Here is a 25101-nt window from a genome sequence, read left to right as displayed (position 1 = left end):
GCATGGACAATAGCGCCTTTATCGACGGTTTCGATACGGCAATCGACAATGCGCTGTTCTGGCTGGGCGATCACGCGGGTTTTCTGTTCGACGGCGCCCGCGCCCTGCTGGAAGGGCTGTATGACGCGATCCTGTGGCTGGTGCTGCTGCCGCCCTTTTACGTCATCGCGGCGCTGGCCGGGGTGATCGGCTGGCGGGCGCTGAACCTGTGGTTCGGGATCAGCAGCGCCGCCGCGCTGGCGTTCTGCGCGGCCATGGGCCTGTGGTCCGATACGATGGAGACGCTGGCGCTGGTCATCGCCGCCGTGGTCATCGCGCTGGCGATCAGCCTGCCCGTCGGCACTCTGGCCGGGCTGATGCCGCGGCTGGACCGGGCGCTGACCCCGGTGCTGGACCTGATCCAGACGATGCCGCCCTATATCTACTTGCTGCCCTCGATCGCGCTGCTGGGTTTCGGCCCGGCGACGGCGCTGGTTGCGACGGTGATCGTCGCGGTGCCGCCCGCGATCCGGCTGACCGCGCTTGGCATCCGCATGACGCCGCAGGAATTCATCGAACTGGGGCAGGCGCTTGGCCTGAGCCGCAGCCAGATGTTTTTCAAGATCCGGCTGCCCTTTGCCGTCCCCAGCATCATGGCCGGCATCAACCAAAGCCTGATGATGGCCTTTGGCATGGTGGTCATCGCGGGGATCGTCGGTTCCGGCGGGTTGGGCGCGACGATCTATGGCGCGATCCGCACGCTGGATATCGCGACCTCGATCAATGCTTCGATCGCCATCGTCATCCTGACGATGATCCTGGACCGCGTGACGCAAAGCGCAGGGCAGGGCGCCGCGCGCGCCGGAAAAGAACGGACATGACCCAGATCAATCCCGGTGCCTTCCTGGCCCCCGTCGTCGACTGGCTGAATGCGAATTTCCACGGCTTTTTCGCGGCGGTTACGCGTATCATCGAAACCGTTCTGGGCGCGATCGAACGGGCGCTGCTGGTGCTGCCGCCCTAGGCGCTGATCGCGGTCGTGGCGGTGGTGGCGCTGGTCGTCGCGGGCCGCAAGGTCGCGGTTCTGGCGGGCTGCTGTCTGGCGTTCTGCTGGCTGGTGGGGCTGTGGACGGCGTCGATGCAGACGGTCGCGCTGGTCGTGGTGGCGGTGGCCATCGCCGTCGCCATCGCCTTTCCGCTTGGCATCCTTGCCGCCCGCCGCCCCCGGATCGAGACCGCGCTGCGCCCGGTTCTGGACGTGATGCAGACGGTGCCGCCATGGGTCTATCTGATCCCTGCGGTGATGATCTTCAGCCTTGGCCGGGTGCCCGCGATCATCGCAACCATCGTCTACGGCATCCCGCCGATGCTGCGCCTGACCACGCTGGCCTTTCGCGGCGTGCCCTCTGACCTCAAGGAACTGGGGCAGGCCATCGGCGCGAAACCCCGCACCATCCTGTGGAAGATCGAGTTTCCCGCCGCGACGCCCACGCTGCTGGTCGGGCTGAACCAGTGCATCCTGTTGTCGCTGGCGATGGTCGTGCTGGCCGGTCTGGTCGGAGCAGGGGGGCTTGGCGCCGAGGTGACGCGCGGCCTGACCCGGATGGAGATGGGTCTGGGCCTGCGCGCAGGGCTGGCCATCGTCGCCGTGGCGATCCTGCTGGACAGCTTTTCCAAAGGCGCGATCCAGAAGAAAACCTCGTGAACAGAAACGGGCCGCCCGTGCAGGATGGCCCGATATCCCCGGAACCGCCGCGTGCCGCCCGACCGGGACATTGCGCGGCGGGTTTCCGGTCTTCGGCGGGTGGCGACGGCCGGATGGGGCGATGACCTGCCCGCGATCTGTCGCCGCGACCGCGCCGGGCCGTGCACCACGGGACCGCGACATCATCCGCACCCGATACCGCCGCGCCGGGCGTCAGTCCTTGCGGTCGGGGCCGTGGTCGCGGGTCAGGGCGGCCAGTTCCAGCGCGTTGCGCACGCCCATCTTGCCCAGCACCTTTTCGCGATGCGCCTCGACCGTGCGGATGGCGATGCCAAGCTGGTCGGCGATCTGCTTGTTCATCGCGCCGGTCAGGATCAGGTCCATGACCTCGGCTTCACGCGCCGACAGGGATGCGCGGCGGCTGTCCAGCTCGCGCCTGCTGGCGGCATTGGCCTGCGCGATTTCCCCCGCCGCAATCGCGCTGAGCGCCAGATCGACGATCTGATTGTCGTTGAAGGGTTTTTCGATGAAATCGAAGGCCCCGGCCTTCAGCGTGCGGACCGCGACCGGGACATCGGCATGGCCGGTCAGAAAGATCACCGGCACCACCGAACCCATCGCATGCAGCCGTTCATAGACATCGGGGCCGGACATGCCCGTCATCCGCACATCCATGATGATGCAGGTCATGTCGTCCAGGGGTTGGGCGGCCAGAAACTCCTCTCCCGAGGCCCAGAGCCGGGTTTCGATATCGCGCGAGGCCAGCAGAAAGGCCAGTGCATCGCGGATCGGTTCTTCGTCGTCAACGATGTCGATCAGCGCGGGCATGGGCGTTCCTTTTGTCTCATCTGTCCTCCTTCGGTTCGGTCGGCGCGGCGAACGGCAGGGAAAAGGCGAATGTCGTGCCCCCGCCTTCGGTCAGGTGCCAGTTCAGGCTGCCGCCGTGCAATTCGACGATCGAGCGGCAGATTTTCAAGCCCATGCCCATGCCCTGCGGCTTGGTCGTGGCAAAGGCGTCATACAGATTGGCCGAAAGTGCGTCGGAAATGCCCGCGCCATGATCCTCGATCCTGATCAGGGCATGGCCTGCGGTTGTGGACAGATGGACCGTGACCGTGTCGCCGCTGCGGGTTTCGGTCATGGCCTCCATCCCGTTGCGGATCAGGTTGATCAGCACCTGTTCCAGCAGGATGCGGTCGGCGGCGACGGGGGCTGACACGGTGCCCTGACGGTGCAGCCTGACCCGGTGTTCGCGGGCATCGGCCTGCAGAAAGCCAAGGGTTTCATCGACCACCTCGGCCAGATCCAGTTCGGAAAAATGCGGTTCGCGCTTTTTGACCAGATCCTGGATGCGGCGGATGATCTGGCCTGCGCGGTCGGCCTGCCGGGCCAGTTTTTCCGTGGCGCCCTGCAGGATGGCGGGATCGGCCTTTTGCCGTTCGATCAGGTTCAGCATCCCCGCCGCATAGGATGCAATCGCCGACAAGGGCTGATTCAGCTCATGCGCAAGGGTCGAAGCCATTTCGCCAAGCGTGACCAGCCGCCCGGTCCGGGCCAGCGCCTCGTCCTGCAGGCGGGCGGTGCGGGCGGCCTTGCGGGTTTCGGTGATGTCGATGACCGAACCCATCCAGCCGATATGGTCGCCGCGCGCGGTGATCAGGGGGCCTCATAGACCTCGACCTCGATCTCGCGGCCGTCGCGGGCGACGAAGCGGGTTTCAAAGCGCTGGCTGACCGCGCCGCCCGCCGCCAGCTTGGCGTGGCGTTCCTGGGTTTCGGGCAGGATGGAACGGTCCCAATAGGGCATGGGCGGGTCGCGGCGCATCAGTTCGGCCGCGCTCCACCCGACCAGTTTGCAAAATGCCGGGTTGACGAACAGGATGCGGCCCTGATGGTCCTTGGCGCGCAGCCCGACGGTCAGGCTTTCTTCCATCGAGCGGCGGAATGCGGTCTCGCTCCACAATCGCAATTCGGTTTCGCGGCGGCGTTTGGATGACCGATACAGCACGCCCAGGGCCAGCACCGCAAAGGCCGCCAGCGCCGCAATCGCGCCGAACAGCACGGTGGAACGAAACGGCGCGGGCGGGTTATAGGCGGTGATGCGCAGCCATGTGCCGCCAAGCGGCGGGTCAAAGCTGATGACATGGGACGGGTTGTCGGGATCGGGCGACAGGCGCTGACGGCTGGCCAGCACATCGCCCGACAGATCGACCAGCAGGACGCCATATTGTTCGGCAATCCACCAGGGCAGGTGGCGTTCCAGCACATGGGGCAGCGAAATCGTCGCGGTCAGCGCGCCCTGCCCATCGTTCAGCGCGACGCCCATCGTGACCAGCCCGTCCGGGGTGACCTGTCCGTAAACCGGGCGGATCGTGCCGGCGCGGGTGTTCAGGATCAGGTCGACCAGCACCGGATCATCGGCCAGACCGATCGGGGGCGGGCTGTCGTCGGCCTGACCGTCCGGCCCGTGCCACCTGATCGACAGGACTTCAGGGTTGCTGGAAATATGGCTGCGGGCGCGGGCGGCCATCACCGCATCGGGCACGCCCCCGGCATGGTCCATCGCCAGCCGCACAAGCATGTCCTCGTCGACGCCCAACTGGAAACGCAGGGTCTGTTCGACCCAAAGCGCATCCGTCGCCAGCTTGGTCCGCGCGCTTTCGTTGTCGTCGCGCGTCACCGCCCAGACCAGCGCCCAGACCAGCCCGACCAGCGCGATGATGGCGACCAGCGGCACCAGCGACAGCAGGTCGATGCGGCGCCGCGGTGGCTGGGCGATGTCGATGCTGTCCATGCCGAACGCAGCCATATCCGGCGCCGTGCCGCGACCCTGCCGGGCAGGGCGCGGCGAAGAGTCCGGCGCCTTCGGCAGGTCTGCATCGCTCATCGCGGGGTCCGTTCCATCTCCTCCGGTCCGCTGTCGGGGCGGCTGCCTGCCCCTATTGCGGGAATCCACAATAGCGGGAATGTGAACAAGCTGGCAAGGAACTGCCAAGGATCCCGCAGCAGGAGGGCGGTGGGACCAACGGAGGATATCTGATGAAACGTCGCACATTCGCCGCTCTGGCCGGCGCTGCCGCTTTTGCGCTGACCGCAGCATTCCCGGCGCTGGCCCAGACCGTCACCATCAAGTTCAGCCATGTCGTCGCCCCCGATACGCCCAAGGGCAAGGGCGCGCTGAAATTCAAGGAACTGGCCGAGCAATATACCGACGGCGCCGTCGTGGTCGAAGTCTATCCCAACAGCCAGCTTTACAAGGACAAGGAAGAGCTGGAGGCGCTGCAACTGGGCGCGGTCCAGATGCTGGCGCCCTCGCTGGCGAAATTCGGCCCCCTTGGCGTGCAGCAGTTCGAACTGTTCGACCTGCCTTACCTGATGGACGGCTATGACGACCTGCGCAAGATCACCGATGGCGAAGTCGGCCAGACCCTGCTGGGCCTGCTGGACGACAAGGGCATCAAGGGGCTGGCCTATTGGGACAACGGCTTCAAGGTGATGTCGGCGAATTCGCCCATTGAAACGCCCGACGACCTGCTGGGCCTGAAGATGCGCATCCAGTCGTCGAAAATCCTGGAGGCGCAGATGCTGGCGCTGGACGCCGTGCCGCAGGTCCTGCCCTTTTCCGAGGTCTATCAGGCGCTGCAGACGGGCGTTGTCGATGGCACGGAAAACCCGCCCTCGAACATGTTCACCCAGAAAATGCACGAGGTCCAGAAACACGCCACCGTCACCAACCACGGCTATCTGGGCTATGCGGTGATCGTGAACAAGGCGTTCTGGGACGGTCTGGACCCGGCGGTGCGCGAACAGCTGGACCGCGCCATGGCCGAAGCGACCGAATACGCCAACTCGATCGCCAAGGAAGAAAACGATTGGGCGATGGCCGAAATGGTCAAGGCGGGCACCACCACCTTCCATGAACCGACCGAGGAAGAGCGCGCCGAATGGATCGAACGCCTGCGCCCCGTCCATGACGAAATGGCATCGCGCATCGGGGCCGATCTGATCCAGCAGGCCCGCGAGGTCGTCGCCGCCGACTGATCCCGGCCCATCGCCCGGATTCCCGGAAACCCAGTCCCCGGAATGAACCGGGATAGAATGAACCGGGGGACGCGCCAGCCCGCGTCCCCTTTTTGCACCCGCGAGGTCACGCCATGTTTCTGCGCTTCCTCGACCGCTTCGAAGAAGTCCTGATTTCTTTCCTGATGGCTGCGGCCGTCATCCTGATCTTCGTTGCGGTCTTTCATCGCTTTTCGATCGGCTATGCCGCCGATCTGGTGCGCTACGCGCGCGCCAATGACATGCCCGAGCTGCAGGCCTGGGCACGGTCGCTGTATTCCACGATCAACGGGATCAAGCTGACCTGGGCCCAGGAGGCCTGTATCTATCTGTTCGTCTGGATGGCGAAATTCGGCGCGGCTTACGGCGTGCGGATCGGCATCCATGTCGGCGTCGACATGCTGGTCAACAAGCTCAACCCGAAATGGCAGCGGATCACCACGATCATCGCCATGTCGGGCGGCATCCTGTTCACCGCGATTCTGGTCTGGATCGGGTCGACATTCGTCTATCACGTCGGTGTCGGCGGCCAGACCTCGGCCGATCTGGAAATCCCGATGTGGATCGTCTATCTGGCCGTGCCGCTTGGTTCGGCGCTGATGTGTTTCCGGTTCATTCAGGCGCTGTGGAAATACATCACCACCGGCGAAATCGTGCATCACGAACATGGCCATGTCGATGGCATGGACGACGCCCCCGCCAACCAGTCCGGAGGGTCGCCGAAATGACCGCATTGATCATTTTCGCCATTCTGACGGTGCTGCTGGCGACCGGCATGCCGGTGTCGATCGCACTGGGCCTGACGGTGTTCAGCTTTCTGTTCGCCTTCACCAATATCCCGATGGACAGCATCGCGCTGAAGCTGTTCACCGGCATCGAAAAGTTCGAGATCATGGCGATCCCGTTCTTTATCCTTGCCGGCAACTTCCTGACCCATGGCGGCGTCGCCAGGCGGATGATCGCATTCGCCACGTCCATGGTCGGCCATTGGCACGGCGGCATGGGGCTGGCGGCGGTCGTCGCCTGTGCGCTGTTTGCCGCGATTTCCGGGTCCAGCCCGGCGACGGTGATGGCGGTCGGCTCGATCATGATCCCGGCGATGGTGCGCATGGGCTATCCGCCGCAATTCGCGGTCGGTCCCGTGGCCGCTGCCGGTGGTCTGGGCATCCTGATCCCGCCGTCCATCGTCATGGTCATGTATGCCGTGGCGACTTCGGGGATGCTGGCGACCGGGCCGGATGGCGAGACCATCTTTTCGCCGTCCATCGGCCAGATCTTCATCGCGGGCGTCGTCCCCGGCCTGATCCTGGCCACGATGTATGCGGTCACGACCGTCTGGCGCGCATGGAAGAACGGCTATCCGCGCCTGCCCCGCGCCGCTTGGGGCGAACGGTTTACCGCCTTTCGCAAGTCGGTCTGGGGCCTCTTGCTGATCGTCATCATCATGGGCGGGATCTATGGCGGCATCTTTACGCCGACCGAGGCCGCCGCGGTCTCTGCCGTCTATGCCTTTGTCATCGCGGTCTTTGTCTACAAGGACATCAGGATACGCGACGTGCCGCGCGTGCTGCTGACCTCGGCCGCGATGTCGGCGATGCTGTTGTATATCATCACCAACGCGGTGATGTTCGCCTTCATCCTGACCTCGGAACAGATCCCGCAGCAGATGTCGGACTGGATCGTCTCGCTTGGCTTTGGCAAGATCGGATTTTTGCTGATGGTCAACGTCATGCTGCTGGTCATCGGCATGGTGATGGAGCCTTCGGCGATCATCCTGATCATGGCCCCGATCCTGTATCCGATCGCGGTCAAGCTGGGCGTCGACCCCATCCATTTCGGCATCATCCTGATCGTGAACATGGAAATCGGGCTGGCCACGCCACCCGTGGGCCTGAACCTCTATGTCGGATCGGCGATTTCGAAACTTGGCCTGACCGAGGTATCGAAGGCCGTCATGCCATGGCTGCTGACGGCTTTGCTGTTCCTGATGATCATAACCTATGTGCCGGAAATCACGCTGATTCTGCCGCGCATGATGGGCATGATGTAGCGCCATCGGCACCCTGCACGGACGCCGGGCCAGCCCCCTCTGGCCCGGCGTTTTCCCATTGGCGGATTGACGATCCGCCGCGGCATCGCGATCTGTGGCGAGATCGCGAAACATCCATTTCTTTCCCGGCGATTTCTGCATGTCGTCGCCTGATATCTTGATGAACGCCGCCATCTGCGCCACGGTCAGGCCGTGGCTGACGATCATCTCGGCAAGCCCGGCAGCATGGGCCCCGATTTCCTGCGCGGAACCCCGGACAAGCCACGGCCGCCAAAACAGACCTTGCTCGCGCAGTCGCCGTGAACGGAAGGAGATTTCCGGCGAAGGCCGTGGCGGAAACCCCAGGCGTGACCCGCCCGATCCTGATCGACCGGCTGAAGGACAGGACGGCGCGGCTTCTTCGTTCGTCGATGTTTCTATCCACGCTCCCGTGGGGGAGCGACCGATCCCGCGCACCGCGCCTAGGGTCTGGACTCATTGAGTTTCAAAGCCAGTAGATGACGAGGGCAGCAAGTGCGATTGCTGACAAGAATACCTTGGGGCAACGGTCGTACCGGGTCGCCACACGCCGCCAATCCTTGAGCCTGCCGAACATGATCTCGATCCGGTTGCGCCGTTTGTACCGGCGCTTGTCGTACTTGACGGTTTTCTTCCGCTGCTTCTGGCCTGGGATGCAGGCGCGTATCCCTTTGTCTTTCAACGCTTCTCTGAACCAGTCGGCGTCATAGCCGCGATCCCCGAGCAGCCAATCGACATCCGGCAGGCTGCTCAGCAATGCCCGCGCGCCGATGTAATCGCTGACCTGTCCGGCAGTGACGAACAGGTTGAGGGGCGCCACGGCTGTCGCAGATGGCGTGCAACTTGGTGTTCATGCCGCCCTTGGTGCGACCAATCAGGCGCCCACGCCCCCTTTTCACGCCCATGCTGGTCGCGGTGCGGTGGGCCTTCAGGTAAGTGGCGTCGATCATCACGGTCTTCTCTTCGCCGTGCCCAGCCGCCAGACCCGCCATCATTTGGGCAAAGATGCCCTTGTCGCTCCACCGCTTCCAACGGTTGTATAGTGTCTTGTGCGGGCCATAGGCTGCCGGGGCATCGCGCCACCGTAAGCCATTGCGATTGATGAAGATAATCCCGCTTAACACGCGTCGATCATCGACGCGAGGCTTGCCGTGGGACTTGGGAAGAAAGGCTCAAGACGCGCCATCTGCGCGTCCGTCAACCAAAAGATCAGACATGGTCACCGCTCGCTTTTCGAACCGTGAATCACGCCGCCAGTCGGAAATCAATGGGTCCTGAGCCTAATGCCGGGCGAAAAACCTTTCATGCCGCCTTTGCCGTGCCATCGGTCGCGGGCGGGGTGAACAGGGCACGGCCTGCCCGCGATTCGCATCATGCCGTCAAGGTTCCGGCACGCCACGGATTGCCGGTAGTCCACGATCAGCGCGAGGCGGTTTTGGAACGGCTCACGGGGGAATTGGGCGGCTGGATTTCCTGCTGCATGCCTTTATGTCGCAGCGGCTTTCATTCCAGCGCCGGGAATTGAAGACGGGATTGGAGACAGGGCGGGTCGCTTGACCCGTGCCGCCCGGTCGGACACAAGGCAGCGCAACATGATATGGCAGGGCGGATGCCCTTGCTGCGCACCTTGCCCCCGCAATGGAATTTCAGCGTGACGACTTTCGAACGGCAGCCTGTTCCGGGTTTCAACCTTGCCGCCACTTTGCCGCCGATGGCGTGGCGGTCATGGCCGGGGCGCGATGACGCCGATGTCGGGCCGGTCGCCCGGGCTGCTGCTGGTCGCGGTGCTGACGAGTCTGCAGATCCATCAGCCGGTCTCTATCCCGGTCGGGCGGAATCTTCTGGCTGTTGTTCCCGCCATGGGCCGCAATTATGGCGCGGCACAGCGGGTATTCGTCATCGTGCCGCTGGTCTGCGGTTTTTTCATTGGCATCCCGAACCTGCCTGATCATCGCGGGTTTTGTCGGATAGGATGATCCGGGACAGTTCTGCACCGGTGGCGGGGGCATAGGGGATGCACGTGGACATCTGGGCAAGCCTGCTTGGCGGGATCGGTCTGTTTCTGCTGGGCATGCAGATGATGACCGCCGGGCTGACGCAGGCGGCGGGGCCCGCGCTGCGCAGCGGGCTGGACAGCGCGACCCGGTCGCGGCTGCGCGCCTTTGCGGTCGGCACGGGGATCACCGCGCTGGTCCAAAGTTCGAGCGCGGTGATCGTCGCCAGCATCGGTTTCGCCAATGCCGGGCTGGTCGGGTTCGGTCATCTGATCTGGGTGATCTACGGCACCAGCCTTGGCAATACGATGACCGGCTGGATCGTCGCGCTGATGGGGACGAGGTTCAGCATCGGCGCGCTGGCCCTGCCGCTTCTGGGGGTCGGCATGATCCTGCGCCTGATCCTGCGCGGGCGCGAACGTGCCGCCGGCGCGGGCGCGGCGATTGCCGGTTTCGGCGCCTTTTTTCTGGGGATCGGCAACTTGCAGGCGGCTTTCGCCGATCTGACGCCGCAGATTCTGGGGCTGACCGGAATGTTGTCGGGCAGCCGGTGGGAATCGCTGGCCTTTTTCGCCATCGGCATGGCGATGACGCTGCTGACGCAATCCTCCAGCGCGACGATTGCGATCGTGCTGGGGGCTGCGGCGGGCGGGGCGCTGGTCTTTCAGCAGGCGGCGGCGCTGATCGTGGGGGCCAGCGTCGGCACGACCTCGACCGCGGTGTTCGCGGCCATCGGCGCGACCAGCGCGGCCAAGCAGGTCGCGGCCGGCCATGTCGGTTTCAACCTGATCGCCGGGGCGATCGCGATTGTCCTGCTGCCCGTCCTGACGCCGCTGTGCCTTTGGCTGGTCGGCGGGGCTGCGCATCTGGTGCCGGGGCTGGCGCTGTTTCATACCAGCTATATCCTGATCGGCGCCGCCGTGATGGTGCCGCTGAACCCCGGCGTCGTCCGCTTTCTGGAAAGCCGCTTTCGCAAGGCCGACCGGCAAGGCACGAGCCTGCATTATGTCGACGCCACGCTGCGCGACCTGCCCGATCTGGCCCTGCGTGCCGTCGCGCTGGAATTTTCCCGCATCCTGCGCGCGCATTTCCATCTGGCCCGCAGCCGGATCGCCGATGCGCCCCTGGCCGAGGATGCCCAGTCCAATTTGGCCGATCTGGGCGGGCAGTTGCGGCGGGAGCTGGCTGAACTGGGTCGCCAGCCCCTGCCACCCGAACAGGTTCAGGCGATGTCGGACGGGATCCGCGTGTTGATCTATCTGGACGAACTTTCCCGCCATATCAAAGAGATGCCGGGCCGCTCCCGCAGCGGGGATCCTGTCGCTGGCCGAACCGGCCTTTGCCGCGCAGATCGCCATCGCACAAGAGGGGTTGCAGATGCCATGGCCCGCCGAAACCCGGCATGGTTTTGCCGACAGGGTCGCGGACAGCCGCCACGCCTGCGAGCAGATCAAGTCGCGGCTGCTGGCCGGAATGACGCGCGGCGAATGCGGCTTTGCCGAGGCGGAATCCGCGCTGGCCCTATTCCAAGACCCTGTGGGACATCGTCGTGCTGGCGCTGAAGATCCAGACCATCCTGATGCCCTGGCTGGAACGCGAGGAACTGGTGGCCGCCCCCGATGCACCACCCGGCCCCAAGCCAGCCGAGGCGGGATAACGGTTTCGCACCTGTCCACGGCCGGCACGGCCCCGCGTCCCCGGCGCTGATCGCGCCAGAGCCGCCTAATCTTCCAGCACGCTGCCGATGCCGCCAAAGGTCGCGCCGACCTGATTGAAGACAAAGGCCCCGGCCTGTCGGACCAGCCTGAAGGGGTTGCCCTCTGCCGCCAGCCCGCCCGCGCTGATCAGGCCGACATAGCGGCTATGGGCGGAATCGCCCTTGGGCAGGGCGGTGATATCGACGATGGTGATGCCCGCCTGCTGCGCGCCCTGCTGGATTTCGGGGTCGTGGACATCGGCAAGGCCAAGCCGGGGGCGCCCCGCCGCCAGCCGCGACGAGACCTTGAGCGCCCTGTCGTCCGAGGACACCAGCACCGTGATCGGCCGCTTCATCGGGCGCAGGGCGGCAAGCTGTTCGTGGAACAGGTCGACGTCGATATCGAGGGCGGCCAGAATGATGTCCAGCCGGTCGATGACAGCGCCGCGCCCGGTCATGTTCAACTCGCGCAGCGCCTCCATCATCAGGCGGGCGCCCATGCTATGGGCCAGCACCGACACGGTATCGCCGGGTTTCGCACCGGCGGTCAGCTGCTGCAACAGATTTGCCAGCGCGCTGCGGGAATAATCGGCGCCGTCGCGGTCGGCCATATAGGCGGCGACATGGGCCTCGGACGGCCATGAAAACAGCACCGGCGTTCCGGCCAGATGCGCATCCGCCGAAAGCTGCGCCAGCCGATACAGCGCCTCCTGGAACGAGGTATTGTAGCCGTGGACATAAAGGCCGACATGTTCGCCCGCGACCCCGCGCGCGAGTTCCTGCCCGCCCATGCGTCTTTGCCCGACCGTCACAAAGCTTTTTGCGGGATCGGCGGTTTGTTCCGGCCATTCGATCTGGCCGGGCTGGTGGCCCGGCGGAATGGAAATGTCGAATTCCGCATATTGCGGCGCACCGGCGCGGCCCCTGCCGAAGGCAAAGGGCATGTCCGGGGCATCGGCCCGCGTCGTCACGACATGGACCGTGACGCTTCTGGCGCCCTCGACGCGGTGAGCGGGCATGGGCGCCAGCAGTTCCGGGCCGGGGCGTCCGGAACAGGCGGCAAGGGTCAGCATCATGACCAGAAGAAAACCGTTGCGGCGCATGGGGGCCTCTATCTCGGGAATTTGGAAAAGTGTTGCGGGGCCGGCGGGAACAGTTCGGCCCCGATGGCGGCCAGCGCCGGAAATTGGGGCCGCAGGATGCCAAGGCCCGCGCCCCGGAACAGGGCGCCCCGCGACGGCGTGATGTCACGGGGGACGGCAAGCGTCGGTGTCTGGATCATCTCGGGCAGGGATTCGCGTGGTGTCATCGCGCCAGAAAGCACCGGAAGCGGCAGCATGACAAGCATCATCCGCAGCGCGACACTTTCGCCAGAGAGTTGCCGGGCACGCCTGTCGCGAACAGCATCAGCGTGGGGCGGGGCAGGGGCGGGACCTTGGCATGGGGTGACCTTGACCCCGGCCCCAAGGTTCAGCCCGCGCCCACCGCGCCCTGGCTGACGAACCGGCGGATCGCGTCCAGAAAGACCGTCAGGGCGGGGTTGTCATGGCTGCGGTGATAGATCGTGAAAATATCCGAAACCGGGCCGTCGGGGGCAATCGGACGAAAGGCCAGCGGCCCCGAGGTCAGGGTCGCGATCCCCGCGGGCAGGATGCTGATCCCGAAGCCCGCCGCGACAAGGCTGGGGATGGATTGGGCATCGACCACCTGCTGCGACACCCTGGGCCGCCCGCCGCTGCGGGTGATCAGCGACATGATCAGGGCCGCGAAATCGGAACTGTCGGGGCGCAGGACGATGTGGCGCTGATCCTTCAGGTCATCAAGCGCGACCTGCGCCCGGTCGCAAAGCGGATGATCGTCGGGCAAAAGCACGACCATGTCTTCCTGCCACGCCAGATCGCAGGCCAGATCCTCGTGGCCGGGGGCCGAGCGGTTGAAGATCACGTCCATCCGTCCGCTGACCAGCCCGTTGATCTGCAATTCGGGGGCCTGTTCATGCAGATGGACGGTGATGCGCGGAAATTCGTCGCAGAATTTCGCCAGCAGCACCGCCAGTCCGGCGCGCAGGATCGACCCGGTGGTGCCGATGTTCAGGACGCCATGCTGCCCCATGCGGATTTCCTGCAGTTCCTGCATGACCAGATCATGCTGCGCGAGGATGCGGCGGGCGCCGCGTTCAAAGACCTCTCCGGCGCGGGTCAGGGTGATGCGGCGGCTGCTGCGCTGGAACAATTCGACGCCAAGCGCCCGCTCCAGTGACTGGATCTGCAGGCTCAGCGGCGGCTGCGACATGTTCAGCCGCTGCGCCGCGCGGGTAAAATTCAGCTCTTCGGCCAGGACGACAAAGCAGTGGAGCTGTCGGATACGCATATAAAAACCATATAGATCACATGAAAAACGATATTAGACTCAGATGGTGATCTGGCCAACAGTTCCCGCCACGAAAAATCAGCGGCGCAAAACGCCGCGCTTTCAGGGAGTATTGCAATGCCAAGTTGGACAAGATCCTTGTTCGGGCAGGTCTGCGCCGCGCTGGTGCTGGGGGTGGTGGTCGGTCTTGCCGCGCCGGAATTCGCCGCCAAGATGAAGCCTCTGGGCGACGGGTTCATCAAGCTGATCAAGATGCTGATCCCCGCCATCGTCTTTTGCGTCGTCGTCCACGGCATCGCCGGGGCGGGCGACATCAAGAAGGTCGGCCGCGTCGGCGTCCGCGCCATCGTCTATTTCGAGGTCATCACCACCGTCGCGCTGGTTCTGGGCCTGATCCTGGCCTATGTCTTTCAGCCCGGTGCGGGCATGAACATCGACACCAGCACGCTGGACGCATCCGCGCTTGGCGCCTATGTCGACCGCGCGCATGAGGTCAGCAGCGGCGGCACCGTCGATTTCCTGATGAAGCTGATCCCGACGACCGTGTTCAGCGGCTTTGCCACGGGCGACGTTTTGCAGGTCCTGCTGGTCGCGATCCTGTTCGGCTGCGCGCTGTCCATGCTGGGGCCGCGCGGCAAGCCGCTGCTGTCGATGATCGAACTGGCGGGCGACACGACATTCCGCATCATGGGCTTCATCGTCCGTCTGGCGCCCTTTGGCGTCTTTGGCGCCATCGCCTATACGGTCGGCAGCTACGGCGTTGGTTCACTGGCGCAGCTTGGCTATCTGGTCGCGCTGTTCTATATCGCGGTGATCATCTTCGTCTTTGGCATCCTTGGGCTGGTGATGCGGCTGTCGGGGTTCAGCATCATCAAGCTGATCCGCTACATGCGCACCGAGGTCGGCATCGTCGCCGGCACCACCAGCAGCGACAGCGTGCTGCCCCAGACCATGCGCAAGCTGGAACATCTGGGCATCAAGGATTCGACGGTGGGCCTGGTCGTGCCAACCGGATATTCGTTCAACCTGGACGCTTTCTCGATCTATCTGACGCTGGCCGCGCTGTTCATTGCGCAGGCGACGAATACCGATCTGGCCTTTGTCGATCTGATGACCATTCTGGGCGTCGCGCTGATCACGTCGAAAGGGGCGCATGGCGTGCCGGGTTCGGCCATCGTCATTCTGGCCGCGACCCTGACCGCCGTGCCCGCGATCCCGGCCATCGGGCTGGTGCTGGTGCTGTCGGTGGACTGGTTCATGGGGATCGCGCGCGCCCTTGGCAACTACCCGGGCAATTGCGTGGCCACCATCGCCGTCGCATCCTGGGTGGGCGATATCGACCGCGACCGCGCGCGCCGCGTGCTGGAGGGCGAACAGATGGACAGCCTGGACATTCTGGAAGAGGACCAGCCGCTGAGCGCATCGAACACGCAGGTGAGCCATGGATGATCATCAGCCCGCCGCAGGCGCCATGACAGGCGATATCGCCGAAAGCACCCGCGCCACTGCCCGGATCAAGACGCCCGCCGCATCCTATGCCGGGCCTGTCGCCGGTCTGCCCCCTCAGACGGGGCTGACCACCGACAATGCCGTCTTTACCGATGCCTATGCGGTCATTCCGCGATCCGTGATGCGCGATATCGTCACCAGCTATCTGCCCGGATGGGTGGGGATGCGGATGTGGATGATCGCGCGGCCCCTGTCGGGATTTGCGGAAACCTTCAGCCAGTATATCGTCGAACTGGCCGAGGGCGGCGGCAGCGACAGCCCCGATGACGACCCCGGCGTCCAGCACGCGATTTTCGTCACCGGCGGCGAAATCCGCATCACCATCGACGGCGCCGAACATCTGCTGACGCCCGGCGGCTTTGCCTATATCCCGCCCGGCGCATCGTGGAGCCTGCACAACAAGGCGCAGGGCCATTCCGGTTTCCACTGGTGGCGCAAGCGCTGGCAGCCCTGCAACGGCGTCGGAAAACCCGATCCGATCATCGCGCGGGAACAGGATATTGCGCCCGCGATGATGCCGGACACGGGTGGGGCATGGGGCACGACGCGCTTCATGGACCCCGAGGACCTGCGCCATGACATGCATATCACGGTCGTGACGCTGCAACCCGGCGGCTCGATCCCCTTTGCCGAAACCCATGTCATGGAACACGGGCTGTTCGTCCTGCAGGGCAAGGCGGTCTATCGCCTGAATCGTGACTGGGTCGAGGTCGGCCCCGGCGACTACATGTGGCTGCGCGCCTTTTGCCCGCAGGCTTGCTATGCTGGCGGGCCGGGACCGTTCCGCTATCTGCTGTATAAGGACGTGAACCGCCACGCGCCGCTTTGGCCGAACAGATAGCGCCGCCAACGGGAATGGCCGCGATGACGCGGCCTTTCCCGCTTCCCGATAGCGGCGCGTGGCCGCCGCGATCCTGCTGACAGGCCGGGCCGCGCGAAACATCGCGGCAGACGGGGCGGCAACCTCAGGGTTTGTCAGCGCCGCGCGGGTGCGACTTGCGCTGTCGGCCGTGCCGGCTGTGACGGATCGCACCGCGCCCGCCAACCTCAGGACCGGGCGCAACAGCACGCCCAAACCGCGCCGGATCAGCCTCAGGACCGGGGCGCTGCACCGATAGATCGCGCGTCGCCGCCATGAGCCGTGCATCATCGAAACGCCGCCCGGCATCGGCTACCGCCATGGCAAGACGGCGTGACCGGCAGGCCTATCCCGCCACATGCCACGGTTGCAGCGATCCGCGCAGGCTGTCGGCGATCGCGGCATAGGTCGATCCGCGCGCCGCATCCTGTCGCCAGATCAGGCAGATATCGCGGACCGGGGTGTGATGGGTCATCGGGCGGGCGGTGACCAGCTGTTCGCGCAGCACCTCGGACCGGACATAAAGCGCGGGCAGCAGGGATATACCCATGCCGATGGCGACCATCTGGCGCAGGGTGTCCAGCGTCGTGCCCTGGTAGTCGCTGGCGTGATGTGCGCCCGCATCGCGGCACAGGCCGATGATCTGGTCCTGCAGGCGGTGGCCGCATTCCATGGCCAGCACGGTTTCCCCGGCAAGCTGTTTGGGCGCGATGCTGTCGAGCCGCGCCAGCGGGTGATCGACCGGCATCACCACCATCAGGGGCTCGCGCAGCAGGTGATGGCATTCCAGATCCCGGCGGTTCGTCCGGTCGGGCAGCAGGATCAGGTCATGCACCCCATCGCCCAACTGGCGCAGCAGGGTATCGCCGCGCTCTTCGCGGACCTGAAATTTCATATTGGGAAAAGCCGCGCGCAGGGCGGGCATGGTGATCGACAGCACATAGGCGCCGACGGTCTGGACGACGCCGATCTGCAGCAGCGCCTGAGGGGCCTGCGGGTCGTTGCGCAGCGCGATTTCGCGAATGTCGTCAAGGCTGGCCAGCATGGCGCGGGCGCGCCGCGCGACCTCGTGCCCGGTCGGCGTGACCGAGACGCGGGCGCGGGTGCGTTCGACCAGCCGCGCGCCCAGTCTGGATTCCAGTTCCTTCAACTGGATGCTCAGCGTCGGCTGCGCCACCCGGCAGATCTCTGCCGCCTGGCTGAAGCTGAGCGTGTCGGCAATCGCGACCAGATATCGAAGCTGCTGCAAGGTCGGCATCCGGGCAGCTTATAGCCATCGGCTATAAGCGGCAATATAATTATCTATTTCCATTCGAATAAGCGGCTGTGTAGACCTGCAAGACACCCGGCCACACCCCATTCGCCTCAGCAGGAGAGCCGATGACCGCACAGAATGCCGCGCCCCTGTCTGGCCGGATTTCGGGATATGTCGCGGCGCTGGCGGCGCTGATGTTCGCGATCTGGTTCGCGAGCGCCCTGCCGCAGGTCGTGGCGGGGCAGGCGCTGGCTCTGGACTGGGCATGGGCGCCGTCACTGGGGATTTCGCTGGCCTTTCTGATCGACGGGCTGTCGCTGATCTTTGCCCTGCTGATTTCCGGGATCGGGGCGCTGATCTTTCTCTATGCGACGGGATACATGGGCGATCACCCGCAATTCGGGCGGTTCGTGCTGTTCCTGTTCCTGTTCATGCTGTCGATGCTGGGCCTTGTGCTGGCGCGCGACCTGATCACGCTGTTCGTGTTCTGGGAACTGACCTCGGTCACCTCTTACCTGCTGATCGGGTTCAACAATGACGACGCCATTGCCCGGCGCAACGCCTTGCAGGCGATGCTGGTCACCGGGGCAGGGGGGCTGGCCGCGCTGGCAGGCTTCATCCTGATCGGGACGGCGGCGGGCAGCTTTGATCTGGCCCAGATCCTGCGCGGGCCGGGGTTGCAGGACCATGCGCTGTATCTGCCGATCCTCGTGCTGGTCCTGCTGGGGGCCTTTACCAAATCGGCGCAGTTCCCGTTCCATTTCTGGCTGCCGAATGCCATGGCCGCGCCGACCCCGGTATCGGCCTATCTGCATTCCGCGACGATGGTGAAGGCCGGGGTCTATCTGCTGGCGCGGCTGCATCCGGTGCTGGGCGACACGGCGGCATGGAGCGTGACGCTGACCGCGGCGGGGCTGGTCACCGCCGTCATCGCCTCGGTGCTTGCGCTGCGGCAGAGCGATCTGAAAACCGCGCTGGCCTATACGACGCTGATGGCGCTTGGCACGATCACGCTGTTTCTGGCCGGAGGGTCGCCCTATGCGCTGACGGCGGCGGTGACCTTTGTCGTCGTCCATGCGCTGTATAAGGCCGCGCTGTTCATGGTGGTCGGCGCGATCGACCACGGCTGCGGCACCCGCGATGTGGCGCTGCTTGGCGGGCTGCGCCGCGCCATGCCGCTGACCGCGCTGGCGGCGGCGCTGGCCGGGGCCTCGATGGCGGGGCTGCCGCCGATGATCGGCTGGATCGGCAAGGAATTGCTGTATGCCGGGGCGGAGACGCTGGCGCCCGCCGCGCTGGTCTCGGCGGGCGTGGTGCTGGCGAATGCGCTGATGTTCGCGGTGGCGGGGATCGTCGCGCTGCGGCCCTTCTGGGGGGCGCCGGGTGCGACACCGCATCACCCGCACGAAGCGGGCTGGCAGATGCTGGCGGGTCCGCTGGTGCTGGGCGGTCTGGGGCTGGTGCTGGGACTGGGCGCGGGGCTGTTGCAGCCGCTGATCGGCGCGACGCTGACCGGCAGTCTGGACCAGCCGCGCGCGGCGGGGCTGCATCTGTGGGCGGGGGTGAACCTGCCCCTGATCCTCAGCCTTGCGACCTTCGCGCTTGGCACGGCGCTTTATCTGGGCCGCGCGGCATTGCGCCGGATCATCGCTGCCGGGCTGGAGCGCCTGCCCGGTTTCGATCCCGGTTGGGACGGCTTTCTGGACGGCTTCCGTGCCTTTGCCGGATGGCAGACCCGGCTGATCCAGAATGGCCGGCTTGGCCGCTATCTGACCGCGACCTTCGTGACGCTGGCGCTGGTTCTGGGCGCGACGCTGTTCGTGAAACGCCCGCTGATCGCGCTGGACCTGTCGGCGCCGGTGCTGCTGTGGATCATCGCGGGCTTTACCGTCGCGGGCATGGCGCTGGCGCTGACGCCGCATTCGCGCATCGCCAATATCGCCGGGATCGGGACGGTGGGGATCGGGGTGGCGCTGATCTTCATCACCTTTGGCGCGCCCGATGTCGCGACGACGCAATTGATGGTCGAAACCCTGTCCGCCGTGCTGTTCGGCATCGCCATGCTGCGCCTGCCGGGCATCGTCGAGCGGCGCAGCCGCCCGCGCCAACTGGCCCATGCGGTGCTGGCGGGTGCGGTCGGGCTGTGCATGACGCTGATCATCCTTGCCATCACCAGCCACCCGCTGGATCGCCATATCACCGATTATTTCGAATCCGGCTCCTACGCGCTGGCCCATGGGCTGAACATCGTGAACGTCATTCTGGTCGATTTCCGCGCCTTTGACACATTCGGCGAGCTGGCGGTGGTGCTGCTGGCCTCGGTCGGGGCCTATGCCGTGCTGAAACGCCGGGGCGGAGGGGTGCGGAAATGAAATCGCCGATCCTGTCCACCGGCGCGCGGCTGCTGATCCCGCTGTTCATCGTCTTTTCGCTCTATGTCCTGCTGCGCGGCCATAATGCGCCGGGGGGCGGTTTCATCGGCGGGCTGATCGCGGCCTGCGGTTTTACCATCCACGCATTCGCCAGCGGCGTGGCCGAGGCGCGGCGCGCCCTGCGCATCGACCCCCGCACCATCGGCGTGTCCGGCCTGATCTGCGCGGTGGTCGCGGGGCTGATGGCCATGCCCTTTGGCCTTGCCCCCTTTGCGGGGATCTGGGGCGAGGTGGCGGGTTACCACCTGTCCAGCGTCCTGCTGTTCGATATCGGCGTCTATCTGGCCGTGGTCGGCGGCATCCTGACCCTGATCTTTGCGCTGGAAGAGGTGTCGTGATGGAAACCGTTCTGGCCATCCTGTCGGGCGTGCTGACGTCTGCTGCCCTGTGGCTGATGCTGTCGGGCAATCTGCTGCGCTTTCTGTTCGGGCTTTTGCTGCTGTCGAATGCGGTCAATCTGGCGATTTTCGCCGCCGGTCGCCTGACCACAGGCGCCCCGCCCCTGCTGGAGCCGGGCGGCACGCTGCCCGCGCATGAGATGGCGAATTCCCTGCCTCAGGCCCTGCTGCTGACCGCCATCGTCATCGGCTTTGGCCTGTTTGCCTTTGCGCTGGCCCTGACCATCCGCGCCTATCGCAGCTTTGGCCATCTGGAGATCGACCGGATGCGCCGCGCCGAACCGGAAGGGGATGGCGAATGAGCTGGACCCTTGCCCTGCCGATCATCGCGCCTTTCGCCACGGCGGCGCTGGCCTTTCTGCTGCGCAACCGGCGCGGTTCCGGCTGGATTTCGGTCGCCGGATCGGCGCTGTCGCTGATCCTTGCCATCCGGCTGCTGCTGGCGGTGCTGGATCGCGGCACCATCGCCACGCAGATGAGCGGCTGGCCCGCGCCCTTCGGCATCGCGCTGGCCGCCGATTACCTCAGCGCGGCGATGGTGCTGATCGCCGCGATCATCAGCCTTGCCACCGCCATCTGGGCCATGGCCGAAGTCGGCCAGACCTCGACCCGGATGGGCTGGCACGGGCTGTTCCAGACCCTCATCGCGGGCGTCACCGGCGCCTTTCTGACCGGAGACATCTTCAACCTCTACGTCTGGTTCGAGGTGCTGCTGATTTCGTCTTTCGGCCTGCTGGTCATCGGCGGGCGCAGGAAAGCCATCGACGGGGCGGTGAAATATGTCACGCTCAACCTGATATCGACGGTGATGTTCCTGTGCGCGGCGGGCCTGCTGTATGGTGCGACGGGGACGCTGAACATGGCGGACCTGCGGGGCGCGGTCGCCGCCCATCCCGATCAGGGGCTGATGAGCGTGATCGCCATGATGCTGATGATCGGCTTCGGGCTGAAGGCCGCGGTCTTTCCGCTGTTCTTCTGGCTGCCCGCATCCTACCACACCCCGCATTACGCGGTGTCGGCGGTCTTTGCCGGACTGCTGACCAAGGTGGGGGTCTATGCGCTGATCCGCGTGTTCACCCTGATCTTTGTCGGCGATCAGGGCTGGACCCATCAGATCCTGTTGTGGAGCGCTTGCGTGACCATGCTGACCGGGGTTCTGGGCGCGGCGGCGCAATCGGATTTCCGCAAGATCCTGTCGTTCCACATCATCAGCCAGATCGGCTATATGATCCTTGGCCTTGCGCTGATGACGCAGCTGGCGCTGATGGGCGGGGTGTTCTATCTGGTCCATCATATCATCGTCAAAGCGAACCTGTTTCTGATCGCGGGCGTCTCGCGCCGCTTGACGGGGCGGTCCGACCTCTATGCCATCGGCGGGCTGTATCTGTCGGCGCCGCTGCTGGCGGTGCTGTTCCTGATCCCGGCCTTTTCGCTGGCGGGCTTTCCGCCCCTGTCGGGGTTCTGGGCGAAATATGTGCTGGTCAAGGCTGCGCTGGATCTGGACATGGGGCTGGTCGCCTTTGTCGCGCTGCTGACCGGGCTGCTGACGATCTTTTCCATGACCAAGATCTGGGCCGAGGCCTTCTGGAAACCCCATCCCGACGGACGCCTGCCCGCGCTGACCACCATCCCGGCCCGGCCCCGTGCCCTGCTGCTGGCCCCGATTGCCGCGTTGGCGCTGATGACCGTTGTGATCGGCCTGTTCCCGGAGCCTTTCGTCCGCTTTGCCACGACCGCAGCAGAACAGTTGCTGGACCCGACCGACTATGTGCAGACGGTTCTGGGCGCGACAGCCGGAAAGGGGGCGCCATGACCCTGTTCGCCGTCAATATCCTGCTGGCGCTGGTCTGGGCCGCGCTCTGGGGGGCGTTTTCGCCGCTGGATCTGCTGGGCGGGTTCGTTTTCGGCTTTGCGGCGCTGTGGTTTGCGCGCGCCACGCTTGGCGCGGGTCAGGCGCGCTATTTCCGCACCCTGCCGCAGGTGCTGATCCTGTTTGTCTATTTCGTCAAGGAACTGGTCAAATCCTGCCTGCTGGTCGCCCGCGACTGCATCGCAGCCCGGCCCGCGCTGCACCCTGCCATCGTGAAAATGCCCATCGGCCCGAAAAGCGATCTGGAAATCTTCGTGCTGGCCAATCTGATCACTCTGACCCCCGGCACGCTGACGCTGGACGTGGCCGATGACAAAACCCATCTGCTGATCCATTCGATCTATGCCCAGGACGAAGACGCGCTGGTCGCCGATCTGAAATCCGGCATGGAATATCGTGTCGAGAAGGTTTTTCACTGATGACACCCGCAGCCTTTCTTGAATATGCGCTGAACACCGGTCTTGGGCTGATCGCCCTGTCGATCGCGCTTGGCATGATCCGGCTGTGGCGCGGTCCGACGCTGGCCGACCGGGTCGTGGCGCTGGATATGATGACCTCGGCCATCATCGGATTTTGTGGGCTGTTCGCCGTCAAGGCGCAGGTCGAGGGCTATCTGGACATTGCCGTCGCGCTGGCGCTGGTCAGCTTTGTGTCCGTCGTGGCGCTGGCGCGCTATGCCGAACGCCTTGACCGCAGGAGCGACCGTGATGATTGAGATCGTGACCGCCATCCTCGCGCTGCTGGCAGGCGGCTTTGCATTGGTCGCGGCGGTGGGCGTGCTGCGCTTTCCCGATGTGCTGACGCGGATGCATGCCTCGTCCAAGGTCGGCTCTTTCGCGGGGGCGCTGGCGCTGATCGCGGCGGCCATCGACATCGGACATCTGGGCGCGGTGACGCGGGCGGTGTTCGCGATCGGGTTCATCTTTCTGACCGCGCCCATCGGCGCCCATCTGCTGGGCCGCGCCGCAGCCTGGCGGGGCAAGGGCGGCAAACGGCGGTAAACGGGGACTGTCCGGGGCGGGACGCGCGGGTTCGGTCTGGTCTTGCGCGGTTCACCAGACCAGCCGGAACGATCCAAAACCATATTTTAATGACGGCGCGCCCCTTGGAAAGAATCGCCTGCTGTCGAAAGGGGCACCGCTGCCTTCGGTCGTTTTCAGGGCATTGACAGGTCGGCTTGGGCACGAGGCATTCATCGGGTAATGCGTCGGAGCAGGTCTGACCGCGTGCGAAAAATCCAAAGCAATATTTTGATTTAACGTAAAAATACCGCATGCAACCGGCTGCATGCGACAAGAGTCGTTCATCGCAAGAAAATTCTATGCCAATTTATAATTCATAATTACATTCATAATCACGATCCCCGGACTCATCCGGGGGCATCATCGCAAGGAAGGGAGGCCGCGCATGACGCATCACTTGATTGCGATATGTCTGTTGGTTGCGATGTTCGTCGTTGCAACCGCTTTGCCGATCAATATCGGCGTTCTTGCCTTTGTCGGCGCGTTTCTGGTCGGGACATTGCTGGCCGGGGATACCACCAAGGAAATCATTGCCGGATTTCCCAGTGGCTTGTTCCTGACGCTGGCGGGCATCACCTGGCTGTTCGCGCTGGCGCAGAACAATGGCACCATCGACTGGCTGGTCCGGTCCGCCGTGCGCGGGGTTCGTGGCCGGATCGTGATGATCCCATGGATCATGTTCTTCATCGCGGCGCTGTTGACCGCGATCGGGGCCGTGACGCCCGGTGCCGTCGCGATTGTCGCGCCCATCGCGCTGAGCTTTGCGTTCCGCTATCACATCTCTCCGTTGCTGATGGGGATGATGGTCGCGCAGGGCGCATCGGCCGGCGCCTTTTCACCCATCGGCATCTTTGGTGGCATCACCAATGGCGTCGTCGCGCGGGCGGGGCTGCCGCTGAACGAAATGGTGACGTTCGCCGCCAGCTTTTTCGCCAATGGGTTCTGCGTCCTGATCCTGTTTTTTGTGCTGGGCGGGCGCAAGCTGATCCATGCGCGGGTTGACCTTGGCGATGCGCCGAAGGTTCCGCATATCGAAATCGCGCGTGCCGCGACCGGCCCCCAGATCTTTGGCGACAGCGAGGCCGAGGCACTCAGCACCCGCATCGGCCGCGAAGGCGGCGGCGATTCCAACGGGCTGGTGGCCAAGCTGCCCGAGGGCGACCAGCCTGATGGCAGTTTCATTCAGATGCTGACCGTCTTTGGTCTGGCGCTGGTCGCCATTCTGGTTCTGGCCTTCAATCTGGACATCGGCTTCGTCTCGCTGACCGTCGGGCTTGTCATCGCGCTCAGCCAGCCGAACCTGCAAAAGCGCGCCATGGCCGAGGTCGCACGGCCGGAAATCATGCTGATCACCGGCGTCGGCACCTATATCGCCGTGCTGGAAAAGATGGGCACCATCGACTTCATCGGCAGCAGCGTGGCCTCGATGACCTCGCCGCTGCTGGCGGCATTGCTGCTGTTCTATATCGGCGGCATCGTGTCGGCCTTTGCCTCGTCCACCGCGCTGCTTAGGGCCTTGATCCCGCTGGCCGTGCCGTTCCTGCAGGCGGGCACGGGCGTCGGTCCCATCGGCTTCATCGCCGGTATGGCGGTTGCCTCGACCATCGTGGATGTCCAGCCCGTTTTCGACCAGCGGGGCGCTGGTGCTGGCCAATTCCAAAGGCATCGACAAGCAGGCGTTCTATCGCCAACTGCTTGGCTACGGCGCGCTGGTGACCCTGGTCGCGCCCTTTGTCCTGTGGGTGATCTTCGTGGTCATTCCCGGCTGACGGCCCGTGCCGGCAGGGGAACCGCGGCCCCATCCCGTCGCGGTTCCCCGAATTCACGACTTCGACAGCAGCGCCTGCCGATCCGTTTCAAACTTGACAGCACCCATCTAAAATGAA

Annotated in this window: 25 protein-coding genes and 1 pseudogene; 18 read left to right on the top strand and 8 right to left on the bottom strand. The window is 64.9% G+C overall.

What is annotated here, in order from left to right:
- Positions 1–2 precede the first annotated feature (2 nt).
- Genes PE067_RS19560 through PE067_RS19550 form a run of 3 tightly spaced genes read left to right on the top strand, consistent with a single transcriptional unit; the run spans position 3 to position 1684 of the window.
- Positions 3–860, top strand: coding sequence for an ABC transporter permease subunit (locus tag PE067_RS19560; protein WP_276191414.1), 858 nt, complete (start codon positions 3–5; stop codon positions 858–860).
- Positions 857–1003, top strand: coding sequence for a hypothetical protein (locus tag PE067_RS19555; protein ID WP_276191413.1), 147 nt, complete (start codon positions 857–859; stop codon positions 1001–1003). Before PE067_RS19560 ends, PE067_RS19555 begins: the two co-directional genes overlap by 4 nt.
- 15 nt (positions 1004–1018) lie before the next feature.
- The gene (locus PE067_RS19550; RefSeq protein ID WP_276191412.1) at positions 1019–1684 is read left to right on the top strand and encodes an ABC transporter permease subunit; all 666 of its coding nucleotides are present in this window, start codon (positions 1019–1021) and stop codon (positions 1682–1684) included.
- Between the two features lie 213 nt (positions 1685–1897).
- Here PE067_RS19550 and PE067_RS19545 read toward each other — a convergent pair whose 3' ends face one another.
- From PE067_RS19545 to PE067_RS19535, 3 genes are read right to left on the bottom strand one after another with little or no spacing between them, the layout of a single operon-like run.
- Entirely contained in the window at positions 1898–2512 is a 615-nt protein-coding gene (locus tag PE067_RS19545; protein WP_276191411.1) for a response regulator, read from the bottom strand.
- Between the two features lie 16 nt (positions 2513–2528).
- Complete coding sequence (locus PE067_RS19540) at positions 2529–3311, bottom strand: ATP-binding protein (RefSeq protein WP_276191410.1); 783 nt, start codon at positions 3309–3311, stop codon at positions 2529–2531.
- A gap of 29 nt (positions 3312–3340) precedes the next feature.
- On the bottom strand, positions 3341–4570 hold the full coding sequence (locus PE067_RS19535; RefSeq protein WP_276191409.1) for a PAS domain-containing protein: 1230 nt from the start codon (positions 4568–4570) through the stop codon (positions 3341–3343).
- 149 nt (positions 4571–4719) lie between these two features.
- Between PE067_RS19535 and PE067_RS19530 the strand changes: the two genes are divergently transcribed.
- The 3 genes from PE067_RS19530 to PE067_RS19520 all read left to right on the top strand — a co-directional run bounded on the left by PE067_RS19530 (position 4720) and on the right by PE067_RS19520 (position 7792).
- Positions 4720–5724 (top strand): TRAP transporter substrate-binding protein, encoded by a 1005-nt coding sequence (locus tag PE067_RS19530; protein WP_346429743.1) that lies wholly within the window; start codon positions 4720–4722, stop codon positions 5722–5724.
- A gap of 113 nt (positions 5725–5837) precedes the next feature.
- The gene (locus tag PE067_RS19525; protein WP_276191407.1) at positions 5838–6470 is read left to right on the top strand and encodes a TRAP transporter small permease; all 633 of its coding nucleotides are present in this window, start codon (positions 5838–5840) and stop codon (positions 6468–6470) included.
- The gene (locus PE067_RS19520) at positions 6467–7792 is read left to right on the top strand and encodes a TRAP transporter large permease subunit (protein WP_276191405.1); all 1326 of its coding nucleotides are present in this window, start codon (positions 6467–6469) and stop codon (positions 7790–7792) included. The genes PE067_RS19525 and PE067_RS19520 overlap by 4 nt, the downstream gene beginning before the upstream one ends.
- A 484-nt stretch (positions 7793–8276) precedes the next feature.
- Here PE067_RS19520 and PE067_RS19515 read toward each other — a convergent pair.
- Positions 8277–8996 (bottom strand): annotated as a pseudogene (locus PE067_RS19515) (IS5 family transposase).
- A gap of 553 nt (positions 8997–9549) precedes the next feature.
- Between PE067_RS19515 and PE067_RS19510 the strand changes: the two are divergent.
- Together PE067_RS19510 and PE067_RS19505 are read left to right on the top strand one after the other, a co-directional pair.
- Positions 9550–9786 carry a hypothetical protein gene (locus PE067_RS19510; RefSeq protein WP_276191404.1) on the top strand — a complete coding sequence of 79 codons (237 nt, stop codon included), beginning with the start codon at positions 9550–9552 and terminating at the stop codon, positions 9784–9786.
- A gap of 44 nt (positions 9787–9830) precedes the next feature.
- Positions 9831–11366: a Na/Pi symporter gene (locus PE067_RS19505; RefSeq protein ID WP_276191402.1), complete on the top strand. Its 1536-nt coding sequence runs from the start codon at positions 9831–9833 to the stop codon at positions 11364–11366.
- A 160-nt stretch (positions 11367–11526) separates the two neighbouring features.
- Here PE067_RS19505 and PE067_RS19500 read toward each other — a convergent pair whose 3' ends face one another.
- The 3 genes from PE067_RS19500 to PE067_RS19490 form a co-directional block, all read right to left on the bottom strand.
- Positions 11527–12603, bottom strand: coding sequence for an alpha/beta hydrolase (locus PE067_RS19500; RefSeq protein ID WP_276191401.1), 1077 nt, complete (start codon positions 12601–12603; stop codon positions 11527–11529).
- Between the two features lie 8 nt (positions 12604–12611).
- Positions 12612–12839, bottom strand: a complete 228-nt coding sequence (locus tag PE067_RS19495; RefSeq protein ID WP_276191400.1) for a hypothetical protein — start codon at positions 12837–12839, stop codon at positions 12612–12614.
- Between the two features lie 131 nt (positions 12840–12970).
- Positions 12971–13870 (bottom strand): LysR substrate-binding domain-containing protein, encoded by a 900-nt coding sequence (locus PE067_RS19490; RefSeq protein WP_276191399.1) that lies wholly within the window; start codon positions 13868–13870, stop codon positions 12971–12973.
- Positions 13871–13987: 117 nt separating this feature from the next.
- On the opposite strand from PE067_RS19490, the gene PE067_RS19485 reads away from it, so the two are divergent.
- Entirely contained in the window at positions 13988–15319 is a 1332-nt protein-coding gene (locus PE067_RS19485) for a C4-dicarboxylate transporter DctA (protein WP_276191398.1), read from the top strand.
- A 22-nt stretch (positions 15320–15341) separates the two neighbouring features.
- Entirely contained in the window at positions 15342–16220 is an 879-nt protein-coding gene (locus tag PE067_RS19480) for a bifunctional allantoicase/(S)-ureidoglycine aminohydrolase (protein ID WP_276191605.1), read from the top strand.
- Positions 16221–16584: 364 nt separating this feature from the next.
- Here PE067_RS19480 and PE067_RS19475 read toward each other — a convergent pair whose 3' ends face one another.
- Entirely contained in the window at positions 16585–17487 is a 903-nt protein-coding gene (locus PE067_RS19475) for a hydrogen peroxide-inducible genes activator (RefSeq protein ID WP_276191397.1), read from the bottom strand.
- 131 nt (positions 17488–17618) lie between these two features.
- On the opposite strand from PE067_RS19475, the gene mbhE reads away from it, so the two are divergent.
- The 8 genes from mbhE (at position 17619) to PE067_RS19435 (ending at position 25100) form a co-directional block, all read left to right on the top strand.
- Positions 17619–19865: a hydrogen gas-evolving membrane-bound hydrogenase subunit E gene (gene mbhE / locus PE067_RS19470; RefSeq protein WP_276191395.1), complete on the top strand. Its 2247-nt coding sequence runs from the start codon at positions 17619–17621 to the stop codon at positions 19863–19865.
- The gene (locus PE067_RS19465) at positions 19862–20263 is read left to right on the top strand and encodes an MnhB domain-containing protein (RefSeq protein WP_276191394.1); all 402 of its coding nucleotides are present in this window, start codon (positions 19862–19864) and stop codon (positions 20261–20263) included. Before mbhE ends, PE067_RS19465 begins: the two co-directional genes overlap by 4 nt.
- On the top strand, positions 20263–20625 hold the full coding sequence (locus tag PE067_RS19460) for a Na+/H+ antiporter subunit C (RefSeq protein WP_276191393.1): 363 nt from the start codon (positions 20263–20265) through the stop codon (positions 20623–20625). The genes PE067_RS19465 and PE067_RS19460 overlap by 1 nt, the downstream gene beginning before the upstream one ends.
- A complete protein-coding gene (locus PE067_RS19455; protein WP_276191392.1) occupies positions 20622–22136 on the top strand; it encodes a Na+/H+ antiporter subunit D in 1515 nt (504 codons plus the stop codon). Before PE067_RS19460 ends, PE067_RS19455 begins: the two co-directional genes overlap by 4 nt.
- Positions 22133–22612 carry a Na+/H+ antiporter subunit E gene (locus PE067_RS19450; protein WP_276191391.1) on the top strand — a complete coding sequence of 160 codons (480 nt, stop codon included), beginning with the start codon at positions 22133–22135 and terminating at the stop codon, positions 22610–22612. Before PE067_RS19455 ends, PE067_RS19450 begins: the two co-directional genes overlap by 4 nt.
- Entirely contained in the window at positions 22612–22908 is a 297-nt protein-coding gene (locus PE067_RS19445; RefSeq protein ID WP_276191390.1) for a monovalent cation/H+ antiporter complex subunit F, read from the top strand. The genes PE067_RS19450 and PE067_RS19445 overlap by 1 nt, the downstream gene beginning before the upstream one ends.
- Positions 22901–23194, top strand: coding sequence for a monovalent cation/H(+) antiporter subunit G (mnhG, locus tag PE067_RS19440; RefSeq protein ID WP_276191389.1), 294 nt, complete (start codon positions 22901–22903; stop codon positions 23192–23194). The genes PE067_RS19445 and mnhG overlap by 8 nt, the downstream gene beginning before the upstream one ends.
- A gap of 406 nt (positions 23195–23600) precedes the next feature.
- Positions 23601–25100: an SLC13 family permease gene (locus PE067_RS19435; RefSeq protein ID WP_276191388.1), complete on the top strand. Its 1500-nt coding sequence runs from the start codon at positions 23601–23603 to the stop codon at positions 25098–25100.
- Position 25101: the final 1 nt, after the last annotated feature.

Origin of the sequence: Paracoccus sp. DMF-8, assembly GCF_029309835.1 — a bacterium.
GTDB lineage: Bacteria > Pseudomonadota > Alphaproteobacteria > Rhodobacterales > Rhodobacteraceae > Paracoccus.
The sequence above is the reverse complement of the archived record's forward strand: the minus strand, read 5'-3'. Positions and strand labels throughout refer to the sequence as shown.